Annotated in this window: 16 protein-coding genes; 9 read left to right on the top strand and 7 right to left on the bottom strand. The window is 50.1% G+C overall.

The window, feature by feature from the left end; translation table 11 throughout:
- The first annotated feature begins 2 nt into the window (after positions 1-2).
- From PY479_RS13135 to hslU, 3 genes are all read left to right on the top strand, one after another.
- Positions 3-569, top strand: a complete 567-nt coding sequence (locus PY479_RS13135; RefSeq protein WP_275484044.1) for an SPOR domain-containing protein — start codon at positions 3-5, stop codon at positions 567-569.
- Between the two features lie 172 nt (positions 570-741).
- Complete coding sequence (gene hslV, locus PY479_RS13130) at positions 742-1266, top strand: ATP-dependent protease subunit HslV (protein WP_212594627.1); 525 nt, start codon at positions 742-744, stop codon at positions 1264-1266.
- Between the two features lie 20 nt (positions 1267-1286).
- Positions 1287-2612: an ATP-dependent protease ATPase subunit HslU gene (gene hslU / locus PY479_RS13125; protein WP_212594628.1), complete on the top strand. Its 1326-nt coding sequence runs from the start codon at positions 1287-1289 to the stop codon at positions 2610-2612.
- 277 nt (positions 2613-2889) lie between these two features.
- Here the strand turns inward: hslU and PY479_RS13120 are convergent, their stop codons facing one another.
- Entirely contained in the window at positions 2890-3222 is a 333-nt protein-coding gene (locus PY479_RS13120; RefSeq protein WP_212594629.1) for a hypothetical protein, read from the bottom strand.
- A 205-nt stretch (positions 3223-3427) separates the two neighbouring features.
- Between PY479_RS13120 and PY479_RS13115 the strand changes: the two genes are divergently transcribed.
- A complete protein-coding gene (locus PY479_RS13115) occupies positions 3428-3988 on the top strand; it encodes a YbhB/YbcL family Raf kinase inhibitor-like protein (RefSeq protein WP_212594630.1) in 561 nt (186 codons plus the stop codon).
- Positions 3989-4072: 84 nt separating this feature from the next.
- On the opposite strand, the gene PY479_RS13110 is transcribed toward PY479_RS13115, so the two are convergent.
- Positions 4073-4627 (bottom strand): NAD(P)H-dependent oxidoreductase, encoded by a 555-nt coding sequence (locus PY479_RS13110; protein WP_212594631.1) that lies wholly within the window; start codon positions 4625-4627, stop codon positions 4073-4075.
- A 312-nt stretch (positions 4628-4939) separates the two neighbouring features.
- Between PY479_RS13110 and PY479_RS13105 the strand changes: the two genes are divergently transcribed.
- Positions 4940-6223 carry an MFS transporter gene (locus PY479_RS13105; RefSeq protein WP_275484043.1) on the top strand — a complete coding sequence of 428 codons (1284 nt, stop codon included), beginning with the start codon at positions 4940-4942 and terminating at the stop codon, positions 6221-6223.
- Here PY479_RS13105 and PY479_RS13100 read toward each other — a convergent pair.
- Together PY479_RS13100 and PY479_RS13095 are read right to left on the bottom strand one after the other, a co-directional pair.
- Positions 6220-6687, bottom strand: coding sequence for a YhbP family protein (locus PY479_RS13100; RefSeq protein ID WP_275484042.1), 468 nt, complete (start codon positions 6685-6687; stop codon positions 6220-6222). The genes PY479_RS13105 and PY479_RS13100 overlap by 4 nt on opposite strands.
- 51 nt (positions 6688-6738) lie before the next feature.
- On the bottom strand, positions 6739-7872 hold the full coding sequence (locus PY479_RS13095) for a 5-methyltetrahydropteroyltriglutamate--homocysteine S-methyltransferase (RefSeq protein ID WP_275484041.1): 1134 nt from the start codon (positions 7870-7872) through the stop codon (positions 6739-6741).
- A gap of 252 nt (positions 7873-8124) precedes the next feature.
- Between PY479_RS13095 and PY479_RS13090 the strand changes: the two genes are divergently transcribed.
- Positions 8125-8751, top strand: coding sequence for a histidine phosphatase family protein (locus PY479_RS13090; RefSeq protein WP_275484040.1), 627 nt, complete (start codon positions 8125-8127; stop codon positions 8749-8751).
- A 105-nt stretch (positions 8752-8856) separates the two neighbouring features.
- Positions 8857-9237: a DUF971 domain-containing protein gene (locus PY479_RS13085; protein WP_275484039.1), complete on the top strand. Its 381-nt coding sequence runs from the start codon at positions 8857-8859 to the stop codon at positions 9235-9237.
- A 4-nt stretch (positions 9238-9241) separates the two neighbouring features.
- Here the strand turns inward: PY479_RS13085 and PY479_RS13080 are convergent, their stop codons facing one another.
- The 3 genes from PY479_RS13080 to PY479_RS13070 all read right to left on the bottom strand — a co-directional run bounded on the left by PY479_RS13080 (position 9242) and on the right by PY479_RS13070 (position 11196).
- Entirely contained in the window at positions 9242-10336 is a 1095-nt protein-coding gene (locus PY479_RS13080; RefSeq protein ID WP_212594637.1) for an MJ1255/VC2487 family glycosyltransferase, read from the bottom strand.
- Between the two features lie 3 nt (positions 10337-10339).
- A complete protein-coding gene (locus tag PY479_RS13075) occupies positions 10340-10861 on the bottom strand; it encodes a phosphatase PAP2 family protein (protein WP_275484038.1) in 522 nt (173 codons plus the stop codon).
- 95 nt (positions 10862-10956) lie between these two features.
- Positions 10957-11196: a YgjV family protein gene (locus PY479_RS13070; RefSeq protein ID WP_212594639.1), complete on the bottom strand. Its 240-nt coding sequence runs from the start codon at positions 11194-11196 to the stop codon at positions 10957-10959.
- Between the two features lie 306 nt (positions 11197-11502).
- Between PY479_RS13070 and rraA the strand changes: the two genes are divergently transcribed.
- Together rraA and ubiE are read left to right on the top strand one after the other, a co-directional pair.
- The gene (gene rraA / locus PY479_RS13065) at positions 11503-11988 is read left to right on the top strand and encodes a ribonuclease E activity regulator RraA (RefSeq protein WP_212594640.1); all 486 of its coding nucleotides are present in this window, start codon (positions 11503-11505) and stop codon (positions 11986-11988) included.
- 243 nt (positions 11989-12231) lie between these two features.
- Complete coding sequence (ubiE, locus tag PY479_RS13060; RefSeq protein WP_212594641.1) at positions 12232-12987, top strand: bifunctional demethylmenaquinone methyltransferase/2-methoxy-6-polyprenyl-1,4-benzoquinol methylase UbiE; 756 nt, start codon at positions 12232-12234, stop codon at positions 12985-12987.
- The last annotated feature ends 1 nt before the right edge of the window (position 12988 follow it).

Below are 12988 nucleotides of genomic sequence, written 5' to 3'. Positions count from 1 at the left end.
CCATGCGCAGCGATTACGCCAACAGCAAACCGCGCCGACAACAGCGCGGTAACCACAAAAAGCCTCTGCCTCCTCAACGCCCGCCGATGCTGCTTTTTCTGGTGGTATTGGTGGTAGTCGCTGGCTTTGGTTATTTTTTATGGACGCTTAAAAACGGCAGTCCGACACCAATTACACAGGAGCCGGTACAAGTCGAACAGCCGCAAAAGCCGGAACCGCATAAAGATCCTAATGCACTGCCGCCCAAACCCAAGGAAGAGTGGACCTATCAGCAAGAGCTGGAAAATAAGCAGGTAGATGTGGATTTACCGGAGAAAAGCGATCAGCCCTCTCGGCCTTATCAAATGCAATGTGGTTCGTTCCGAAAAGAGTCTCAAGCACAAGAACTGAAAGCCAGAATCGCCTTTCAGGGCATGGAGGCCCAGGTACATAAAGTCGATGGGAGCAGCGGCGCTTGGTATAAAGTGGTGCTAGGCCCATACCAAGGCAAGCGTAAAGCGGAAACTGACCGCCACGAACTGCAGCGCGCCGGTATTAACGGCTGCATGATCTGGTTCTGGGAAAGCTGATATTGACTTAGAAAATAGCCGCAAACCATTGGTTTGCGGTTTTTTATTACCAAACCTCACGCTGTACCGTTAAAAACAGCCGCGTTACTGCTTGATATTCAATACCTCACCCCCATATTAACCTCTATCGCACCCTGACAGCCGAGCTGTCAGTCAGCCAAGAGGATTTATCGTGACTACAATCGTATCAGTGCGCCGCAACAATCAAGTGGTAATGGCCGGTGATGGCCAGGTTTCTTTGGGAAATACCGTGATGAAAGGTAACGCCCGTAAAGTTCGCCGTCTCTACCACGATAAAGTGATCGCCGGTTTTGCGGGCGGCACTGCCGATGCCTTTACCCTGTTTGAACGGTTTGAGGCCAAACTGGAAATGCACCAGGGCCACCTGATGAAAGCCGCAGTGGAGTTGGCAAAAGACTGGCGTACTGATCGGATGCTGCGCAAACTGGAAGCGCTGCTGGCGGTCGCCGATGCTGAGTCATCACTGATCATCACCGGTAATGGCGACGTGCTGCAGCCAGAAAATGATCTGATTGCGATTGGCTCCGGAGGTAATTTTGCCCAAGCCGCCGCCATTGCCATGCTGGAAAATACCGAACTTACGGCACGCGACATCTGCGAAAAGGCATTGACCATCGCTGGCAATATCTGCGTGTTTACCAACCAGTTCAAAACCATTGAAGAACTGAATTACTGAATTCTGCGTGAGGAAGCACCATGTCTGAAATGACGCCCCGCGAAATCGTCCACGAGCTGGATGCCCATATCATTGGCCAACAGAAGGCTAAACGTTCCGTGGCGGTCGCCCTGCGTAACCGCTGGCGCCGAATGCAGCTTGATGCAGCATTGCGCCCGGAAGTGACCCCCAAAAATATCCTGATGATTGGCCCTACCGGCGTAGGTAAAACCGAAATTGCCCGCCGTTTGGCAAAGCTTGCCAACGCGCCATTTATTAAGGTCGAAGCCACCAAATTTACTGAAGTGGGTTATGTAGGCAAGGAAGTGGATCAGATTATTCGCGATCTGACCGATGCCGCCGTGAAGATGACCCGCGAGCAGCAGATGAAAAAATGTCGTACCCGCGCCGAAGAAGCTGCCGAGGAACGGGTACTGGATGCACTGTTACCTAAACCTAAAAGCGACTGGGAAAGTGAAAAAGAAGACAGCTCTCACACCCGCCAGATCTTCCGCAAAAAGTTACGCGAAGGGCAACTGGATGACAAAGAGATCGAAATCGACGTCGCCGGACCACAGATTGGCGTGGAAATCATGTCGCCTCCTGGCATGGAAGAGATGACTAATCAGTTGCAGAGCCTGTTCCAGAATATGGGACAAGGCCAGACCAAACGCCGCAAGCTGAAGATTAAAGAAGCCATGAAGCAGCTGACCGAAGAGGAAGCCGCCAAGCTGGTGAATCAGGAAGATTTGAAAGATCAAGCCATTGAACTGGTGGAACAGCACGGTATCGTGTTCCTCGATGAGATCGATAAAATCTGTAAGCGTGGTGAAACCTCTGGCCCCGATGTCTCCCGCGAAGGGGTACAACGTGATCTGTTGCCACTGGTAGAAGGTTGCACCGTCAATACTAAGCATGGCATGGTCCGTACCGATCACATTCTGTTTATCGCCTCTGGTGCTTTTCAGATGTCCAAACCCTCAGATCTGATCCCAGAACTGCAGGGACGACTGCCTATTCGCGTGGAACTTGATGCGCTGACTGCCAGCGATTTCAAACGCATTCTGACCGAACCACATGCGTCGTTGACCGAGCAGTACATTGCATTGATGGCAACCGAGGGTGTGGCCGTCGAATTTACCGAATCAGGTATCGACTCCATTGCGGAAGCCGCATTCCAAGTAAATGAAAGCACTGAAAATATCGGTGCACGTCGTCTGCACACCATCATGGAAAAACTGATGGAAGACATTTCATTTGAAGCCGCTGACAAATCAGGTAACCATTACGTGATTGATGCTGACTACGTTAATGCCCATCTGGAAACGCTGGTGCATGATGAAGATCTCAGCCGTTTTATTCTGTAATAGCTGTCATTCACGAAAAAACCGCCTTCTGGCGGTTTTTTTACGCGCGGGTTAAAGCTATCTGAACAGATTTAAAAAAGTGACCAAGACGATTTTGTCCAATGGCGAATTACCCTCGCTTTTTGCCGACAAACAGCTGCTGGTTGCAGCACCGTAGCGGGATCTCAATCGCAGCGGATAATGCCATTACGGTCGAAGGATTGATAAAACATGTCGCCAACACGAGCTATTAGTGTAAAACCACTCGCAAGACACCCGACATTGTTTATGGGCAGGACTAATCCTGTATCTGGCGTATTCGATGGGTGCGCAGCCAGAAATCTTCCTGACAATGATTAGTGATCGCCTTACGTTGTGGCGTGATCGCTGTGCCTGTTGGCATACTGATGACAGTATAAATACTCCAGCTTTCTGCACATAGCTGCTCATCTTCGATAGCGTCTTGTTCGGATTGATGTTTAACCACGACACCATCGGCAAACCGATAAACCGTTTCAATAGCAGTCACCGTTATCCCATCGTCTTTATAGGAACAATCCTGCTGTTGTTGCGATACGATAAAATCAGTTTGTTGGTGAATGGCATCGATATAATGGAACAGAGACATCATGCTTTTACCTCTCAAACGGAACCATAACTGACGCTTTTATCACGGTTATTCTGGCCATCCAATTTACATTAGCGGATGATAATGCATCCGTGATAATGAATATCATTTTGGTTGAACAACAGATGCGTTTGGTGACCAGTGAAACCATGATGCTATCGCACCGAACGACAATGTTTAGCGAATATTATTGCAACTGGAGTGTTATATGAAAATTTCTGTGTTTATTTGTGCCGGCGTATCACTGTTGGCCAGCTCACTGTTAACCGTCCAAGCGAAAGAATTCTCGCTGACCAGCCCGGATATCACACCTAACGGTACGATTCCCACCCGATTTGAAGCTAACACCTTCGGCTGCCATGGTGAGAATCGGTCTCCAGAACTGAACTGGAGCGATGCGCCGGCAGATACGCAAAGTTTCGCGCTGACAGTTTATGATCCTGATGCGCCAACCGGTTCTGGGTGGTGGCATTGGATGGTGCTGAATATTCCCGCCAATGTGCACCATTTGCCCGCTAATGCCGGAGCAGTTGGCGATAATGGGTTACCCAAAGGCGCTACTCAGGTACGGACCGATTACGGGGTCAAAGCCTGGGGCGGTACTTGTCCCCCGGTTGGTGACAAACCCCATCGCTACATCTTTACCCTTTATGCGTTGAAAGCGTCTGCACTGGAATTACCCACCGATGCAACCGCGGCATTAGGCGGATTCATGATCAATGCGAATGCGCTGGCAAAAGCAAGTTTCACGGGTTATTACGGCCGTTAATCCAACGTTACTGACAACATCCGTCTGAATTCTCGGATGTTGTCAGGTCAAAGATGAACAATAGCTGGAGCGGCAACGCTTAATTTAGTGCGTCGCAAACGCTGCAAATGCTTGCAATTGTTTTCCCAGAAATTCACGTGTGGCGGCATCAGTAAGTTTACCCTCACTGATTTTGCCCATCGCCTGCCCGATCATTGCTTCTGGCTTATTCATCACTTTGGCATCAAAAAATACCAGGATCTGCCGCAAGTGATATTGCATCCGCGCACCACCAATTACGCCCGGAGAAGCACTTTCGATCATCACAGGTTTACCCTCTAGCGGCTGCGGTGAGACCCGGGATAGCCAATCGAGCGCATTTTTCAACACACCAGGAACAGAGTAATTGTATTCAGGAGAGACAATAATCAGACCATCCGCCTCGGCAATACGGTATGCCATTTTCAACACTGCATCGGGAAAACCCTGTGCTTGCTGAATATCGGCATTATATAAAGGAAAATCGCCAATAGATCCTAATGGTTGAACTTCTACATTGGCGGGTGCCAGTTGCGGTAATGCCCTGGCAACCGCGGCGTTCAGAGAATCCTTACGCAAACTTCCCACCAATGTGACAAACTTCAGCGGTTTTTGACTCATAAACCTGACTCCTTGTTAATGGCAAATTGCTTTCACCATCATACGCCGGAGTCAGCGGTACTGTCACATGGGGGGAATATGCGCTAAGCCATAAGCGCCCACAGGCTAATTTTTCACACCCGAAAGGCCATACCGTCCGCCAACCACTTATTGACCGGTAATTTCCGTACTGTCACAGCCACATAGATTAATACCATGGATGGTAAACAGTGCGGCGTATCAGTTCTCAACATCCCTTGGGTAACAACAGCCATATCCGGTATCATGCGCTTTTTGCTTAACGCAGCAGACCATTTACGCATTGGAACAGGCATGTCAGGGCAAGTACAAACCGCACCATTCTCATTACGTGATTATCGAATCGTAGCGCTTTCGGTGCTGGGGGGTGCTTTAGAAGTTTATGACTTCATTATCTTTGTGTTCCTGTCGGTCACTATCGCCGATGTATTTTTTCCACCCTCAGTCCCGGCATGGTTGCGGTTGGTACAGAGTCTGGTGATCTTTTCAGTCGGTTACCTGGCAAGGCCACTAGGTGGCATTGTGATCGCGCATTTTGCGGATAAATTTGGCCGCAAGCATATGTTCAACTTCACGGTAATGTTTATGGCAATGCCTTGTTTGCTGATTGGTGTGTTACCGGGCTATGCAGAAATTGGCATTGGGGCACCACTACTATTGTTGCTGGCGAGGATCATTCAGGGGGCGGCTTTGGGTGGTGAGGTTCCCAACGCCTGGGTATTTGTCGCGGAACATGCGCCCAAGCAACATCGCGGCTATGCCTTGGGTCTATTACAAGCGGGACTCACTGTGGGATACATGTTGGCAGCGTTAACGGCCACGTTGATAACCCGCAATGTGTCAGATGCAGAGCTGCAACAGTGGGCCTGGCGCATCCCGTTTATTATCGGTGGCATCTTTGGCTTTATTTCGGTGTGGCTGCGGCAATGGCTCAGCGAAACGCCGGTATTTATTGCGTTGCAACAAAAACAGCAGTTGGTACAGAAGCTGCCGCTGTCTGCGGTATTTCACCAACACAAATACGCGGCCATTCCAGCAGCCTTACTGACATCCATGTTAGTCTCGGCAGTGGTGATGATGGTCGTCGTGACGCCGATAGCACTGCAGAAATTCTACGGTATGGATGCGGCAACCACATTTGAAATCAGCTGTATTGCGATTTTATTTCTCAATGTAGGTTGCGTGATTGCGGGTAAACTGGCGGATTGGCTGGGACGTTGGCCAACTGTAGCGCTGTATAGTGTAATGCTGGCCATTGGCACCTCAGTGTTAACGCTGGTACTGGATGCCTCGCCCAAAACACTGCTGTTAGGATATGCCATTGCAGGGCTGTGTAGTGGCATTATCAGTGCCGTCCCTGCAGTGGTAGTGCAACTCTTTCCACCCGCTGTCAAAGTTACCGGTATTTCACTGGTGTATAACCTGACCTATTCCATCTGTTCCAGCATTATGCCGCTGGCATTACTGGCATTGCTGCATGCGCACCGCTGGGGCATGGCGGCGTTCGCTTGGGGGATGATGCTGCTTGGTCTGGCAACCGCGTATCTGTTCCGGCATGTCCGACGTTATAGCCATTAGTCAGGTTGTCGCTGCCACCGATGTTTTTTGCCGAAACCAAGCCGGTTATCAACCATTTTTACTGTCTGTAACGCCAGTCGCCATAGCGGTGCTGACTTTACTTTAGCCACAGGAAAGCGCTGACAATAAAGCTGTCTGATTGCGGCGCTCTCAGATTCAGACACCCTGGATGCGATGGCCGTATACTGGATGCCCTGAATGTGCAGCACCGATTGGGTCTGATCGGCGATAGTACCGGAGATGATAGGGTCGACCATCATCGCCTGTGTGTGACGACTATTGTCAGCAGTCATCAGATAGCAACACATGCTATCTACATCAAACACATAAAAACAGCTCGCACACCAAAGACCCTGTTGGTCTTGGGTGCAGAGTGTTAGGACATGTTGCTGTTGTAAATATTGGCTGATGGCATCTGGCACAGCGACCATTGTCACTCCGGATTTGGCAAGATACCCCATCATAAAGCACAACTTATCTCAAACCCAATATTGACTTGCTGTGGTTTGAGCAGCTTAGGCAGCGCCCCAAACTTCCTCAGCGATTTCTACCACCAGTTCCAACTTCCGCCGCTGTTCATCAAAAGCGATGTTATTGCCATGCACTGTAGACGAGAAACCGCATTGGGGTGATAAACATAACTGTTCTAGAGGGGCATATCGTGCCGCTTCATCGATACGGCGCTTAATATCATCTTTAGATTCCATCTGGCCAAATTTACTGGTGATTAGCCCCAATACCACTTGTTTACCTTTTGGCAAATAGCGCAATGGGCGAAAATCGCCAGAACGTTCGTCATCATATTCCAGAAAGAAGGCATCGAGTTGCATTTTCGCTAACAACGCTTCCGCCACCGGCTCGTAATTACCTGCCGCCGCGTAGGTACTGCGGAAATTGCCACGACACAAGTGAATGCCTAGGGTCATACCCTGTGGTTTATAGGCCACAACACGATTAATAAAATCGGCATAACGGTATGGCAGTTCATTAGGATCATCACCTCGGCGACGGGCGGCAGCACGCATCTTCTCGTCGCACAGATACGCAAGATTGGTATCGTCCATCTGCACATAGCGGCAACCCGCATCCGCCAATGACTGCAACTCGGCACCATAAGCCTTTGCCACATCTTCATAAAATTCGGGTTCCAGCTCTGGATACGCTTGCTGACTAATCCCCGCTCTGCCGCCACGAAAATGCAGCATGGTCGGTGAAGGCAAAGTGACTTTCGGCATCAGTGTCGCATCACCTAATGCCAGGGTTTGACGCTGTAAATACTCAAAGTCTGCCAGCTGAATGTTTTTAATGTGGCGTACCTTGTCCATCACCTTAATCACTGGCGGTGCCAATTCCAAACTACCATCCTCTCGCGTGATAGTGCGAGGCTCTTCACTCGCCACTCCGCCCAGTTGTCGCAGAAAATCCACGTGAAAATAGGTACGACGAAATTCACCATCAGTAATAGCCTTGAGTCCAACATCGCGCTGCATTTGGACAATTTCCGCAATTGCACGATCCTCTATTTGCCGCAACTCTGCGGCCCCTATGCAATATTTGGCGTGGGCTTCTCGGGCTTTTATCAGGTAATCAGGACGTAAGAAACTACCGATATGATCGGCGCGAAACGGTAACGGGACAACAGAACTCATGGTTCCTCCGACGGCAATGTGAGATAGAGGCAGCGCTCATGCTAGCATCAGTGACGTGGCTATCCGCAGTCCCGAGTTGCCTGACCTTGCGCTACTTGAATAGGTTTCAGTATGCGCGAATTTCATCTTGAAAAATTTTCATCATTCTTTGCATTTGAAGCGCTGAGGGGGAGTGATTCGGCCGATGCCCACTTGACCTGAAATGGCCACGACCGGCACTATGCAATTTTGCGAGAGGAACTACCGAATCACATGCCTGCCGAACTTTATATCTTACGCCACGGTCAGACCCGATTTAACGCTGAGCGCCGCCTGCAGGGGCAGTGCAACTCTCCGTTGACTACACTGGGTGAGCAACAGGCCCGGGCAATGGGCATCACCTTGCAACAGCAGATTAGCGACATCCACCAATGGCGAATTATCAGCAGTCCGCTTGGGCGTACCCTACAAACTTCCCAGCTGGTGTGTGAAGGATTAGGCATTAGTCGCACCGCAATCGCTACCGATGCGCGGGTACAAGAAGTGGGCTTGGGGCAATGGGAACAATGCCAGATTAGCGAGATTCTCGCCGCAAACCCCGAATTACAACATCGGCAGGACTGGTATTTACAGGCCCCCCAAGGTGAAGGATTTGACGCCACTTGTGTGCGCCTAAAAAGCTGGCTGTCTGAACTCAATGCGACCGATAAACTGATTGTAGTCAGTCACGGGTTGACTGGCATGATCTTGCGGGCACTACTGCTGAACATCCCCTACGATAAGATTTGGCTGCAGGAGCGGCCACAGGATGCGCTATTTCATTATCGGCAGGGAACCCTGCAGCGGATTGCGGTTGAGCCGCAGTTGTTGCGACAACCAAACGCCGCATTAGCCGGTTAGTACCAACGTGATGGTCTGGTTGTTCTGTGACATTTCCGGGTTTCCTTTTCAGCGAAAGCGCGCCACCATATAGACATTAGTAGTTATTGGATCAGCGAGTCTCTCATGAGTATTCATAAAGTCACCGCCCTGAAACTCAAACGTAAATCACGCCTGTTGGAAATTGGGTTTGATGATGGTAGTGAGTATCAACTTACCTGTGAATTTTTGCGGGTTAATTCACCGTCTGCCGAGGTACAGGGGCATGGCAACCCCACACTGGTAACCCACAAAAAAAACGTCAACATCAAAGCGATTGAGCCGGTGGGTAACTATGCGGTCAAATTGATTTTCGATGATGGCCACGATACCGGTCTGTTTTCATGGGATATTCTTTATAACTACTGCGTTAACCGTGAAGCGCTGTGGGAACAGTATCTGGCACGGCTCCGGGCAGAAAAAGGCAGCCGCGAGCCGTTAATCGATATGAAAATTCGTTACAGCTAAGCCTTCAGCGGGAAAGCGGCCGGGTCAGCGGTTGCCCCAAAGCTTGCGAATCCTGACGGGAAAACCAGCTATCCGGCAACCGCACCTTTGACCACATATCGCGGCACAGCGCCTGGGTATCCTGCCAGTCACCTTGTTGTAACCAGCGCACCAGCATATCACCTACATCCGGATAGCAAATTGGCTGCGGATTGCTAGCCCGTAGCCACCGCCGCAGTGTTTGACGGCTGAGGCTATGCATACTCTCTGCTGCTGCGAGTAACTCCAATGCGGCAACATTGGATAACTGTTCAAACTGCCCCATTAACGGTTTTACCAACAATTTTTTCCCCAGTGCCATCGCTTCGCTGGCCAGTTCAAAGCCCGCATTACCAATCACGCCGCCACAACGCGCCATTGCCTGCTTAAAGCCGTCACGATTAAAGCCATGCCAATGGATATGTGCAGGAAGTTGCTTGGGTGCTGCGCCGCTGTGGTAAACATGAAACTCGTGACTATCAAACGGCAGCAATAACGCCCGAATATCCCCAGGGCTTTCGAATGGCAGGTACACCAAAATTTCGTGAGTGGCTTCGCTGGTAACAGGCGCCACCTCGACAAACGGTGGCAAAATCGGAAAGCCGAAATGATGCCAGTGACATCCCAACGCCAGATTAACCGGTGCGAAGTACGCCAATAGTCCCGCATTGAACCAGCTGTTGCCCACTTTTGGTACAGGCCAGCGCAGCGCCGCTTGATGACTGATACCGATACAGGTAACGCCCTGCCGTCGCGCGGCCCAGGCGGATATTGGCTCAAAATCATTAAGTACCAGATCATAACCGGACAGATCCAGATGCCGGATATCGTGCCACAACCCCAGCAGCGAATTGTGTTTGATCGTTGCCGGAATATTGACTTTGCCACGATGAGTGGCAAACGACAGTCCCGGCAACGCCTGAAAATCACCAAAGGGCTGCATATCAAAGTATTTATCCGCAGCTCTGCCGCTAAACAGATAGTCCACTTCCATGCCATGTGCGGCCAACGCTTTTGCCATCACTCGTGCGCGACTCAAATGACCGTTACCCGTCCCCTGCACACCATAAAGAATCCGCATTCATCAACCCTGTACCAATTGTCCGGCCCAATAGCCGGAAGAACAGCCAAGCAGCATGCCAGCCACGATATCCAATGGGTAATGCACCCCAAGCACTATCCGAGAACTGCCTACCAGTGTTGCCCAACAAAATACAGGGATTCCGAGTTGTGGGTATACCTGCATTACGGCACAGGCAAACACAAAGGCACCCGCTGTATGACCAGAAGGCAGGCTATAGCGATCGGAGGGTTCGAAATTGTTCAATAACCCAACAGGAAGGCAGTGACAGGGACGGATACGGCGAATGGTATTTTTCAGCAGCAAATAGCACGGCAGTTCCATCAGGAAGCTCGCCAATAACAGATTGAAAAAATATTGGCCGTCCCGATGCAGCAACAGCAGTAACACCGACAGATATAGGTACGTCGGGCCATTACCCGTCGCCGACAGTTTTAAAGCGACCGGGGCTAGCCGGTATTTCTTGCCCCAATATAACAGCAGACAAAATCCACGGCGGTCCAGTTCAGCAAGGTGTAACAGCATGGCGCCATCTCCATCCAGTCATCTGCGGTAGAGACTAAGAAGCGGGGATGACGCCGGCGTGACAAAAGCCCGAAGCTTTTATGACAAATGCAACATTAAGATAACATTGCGGAATGACGGTAGGATTTAAACAGATAGTAAAGATTCACGCATGCCCCAAATGCATTCATAGAGACGACCGGCCACGAGTCAATCGCTAAACCGTAAGCCACAAATAAACCACATCCGCCCAGGTTAACCCAACGCAGTCGCACGATGTCTTTCATCATCAGCGATAATGCAACCATCAGCGATGCACTGTAGCCAACCAATTCAACAGTGTTGATTGTTGCCATATTCAGATACCTCAAACCAACAAGGCCCGCTGCCATCCGTGAGCTAATTGGGGGGAACCGTGATCCCTAAAGCACATTAAAAAACAGGGGAAAGGAAATTTCAGGGGGCATATACTAACAGGCAGCGTTTCTTAGACGTAACGAAAATTCATGGTTCACTTAATCAACGCCATCAATTCTGGCAGCGGCCAGGTAAGACAATTGCGTGATTAATGGCACTTTTCTTTTAACGAATCCCTTATATACTGACTTTTAATGCGCTAATCAGTGCCTTCTCAGGCCAAGCGGAAAAACAGGAGTTTGATTATGGAATACAACACTTCAGAACTTTGTGACATGTACCTGGATGTTGTTGACGTTGTGGAACCCATGTTCAGTAACTATGGTGGCTGCAGTTCTTTTGGTGGCGCTATCAGTACCGTGAAATGCTATGAGGATAACGGGCTCATCCTGGAGGTACTGCAGGAGGATGGCGAAGGTAAGGTGTTGCTGATCGATGGTGGCGGTTCACTGCGTCGGGCGCTGATTGATGCCGCTGTTGCCGAACTGGCGGTTAATAATAACTGGGAAGGTATTATCGTTTACGGCAGTGTGCGCGAAGTTGATGCACTGGAAGATCTGGATATTGGCATTCAGGCGATTGCCTCAATTCCGGTAGGTGCGGATGCCAACGCTACCGGTGAAATCGATGTGCCGGTAAATTTTGGTGGCGTTACTTTCCTTCCTGGCGATCATATCTACGCCGACAATACCGGTGTTATCCTGTCGCCAGAGCCGCTGGATATCGAATAAACCGCGCGAACAGGCGTAACCATGAAAAAGTCGGCATTGCCGGCTTTTTTTGTTGCCGCATATTGCCGCTAATATCGTCACCGCTGGACTATGTTCTTCTGGCAGATTGTGGTCTAATGCTCAACCTGATTGTGACAGGTTTTTCCTGCAGTGATCACAGCTTGGCAGCGCTAAGATTCAGCCAATCACGCTGAAGGCATACACTGCCAGCCATCATTAGTTAGTCAAAGGAATACTCGATAGATGTCTGAAGATTCTTCCAAAAGCACACATTTTGGTTATAAAACCGTTGATGCCGCCAAAAAGGCCGAGATGGTAGCGGGCGTGTTTCACTCTGTGGCGACGCGCTACGACATAATGAATGACGTCTTGTCCTTCGGTATTCACCGACTCTGGAAACGCTTCACGATTGAATGTGCTGGTGCACGTCCGGGGATGAAAGTGTTGGATCTCGCCGGTGGCACAGGCGATCTTACTGCCAAATTCTCTCATCTGGTGGGCGATACCGGGGAAGTAATACTGGCCGATATCAATGATTCCATGCTGAAAGTGGGTCGCAGTAAACTGCGCGATAAAGGCGTGGTCGGCAACGTCAGTTATGTCCAAGCCAATGCCGAAGCCCTGCCGTTCCCGGATAATACTTTTGATATCATCACCATCGCTTTCGGTCTGCGTAACGTAACCGACAAAGATGCTGCATTACGTTCGATGCAACGGGTGCTGAAACCCGGTGGCAAGTTGCTGGTGCTGGAATTTTCCAAACCACAGCACGCGATTATGAACAAAGCCTATGACCTGTACAGCTTCAAGATGTTGCCGATGATTGGCAAATTGATTGCTCATGATGCGGACAGTTATGAATACCTGGCAGAGTCCATTCGTATGCATCCGGATCAGGAAACCCTGAAAGGTATGATGGAAGCGGCCGGGCTGGAACAGGTTGATTACATCAACATGACCGACGGCATTGTGGCGCTGCATCGGGGTTACAAATTCTAAA

Origin of the sequence: Shewanella sp. A32 (genome assembly GCF_029167175.1) — a bacterium.
GTDB lineage: Bacteria > Pseudomonadota > Gammaproteobacteria > Enterobacterales > Shewanellaceae > Shewanella > Shewanella yunxiaonensis.
The sequence above is the reverse complement of the archived record's forward strand: the minus strand, read 5'-3'. Positions and strand labels throughout refer to the sequence as shown.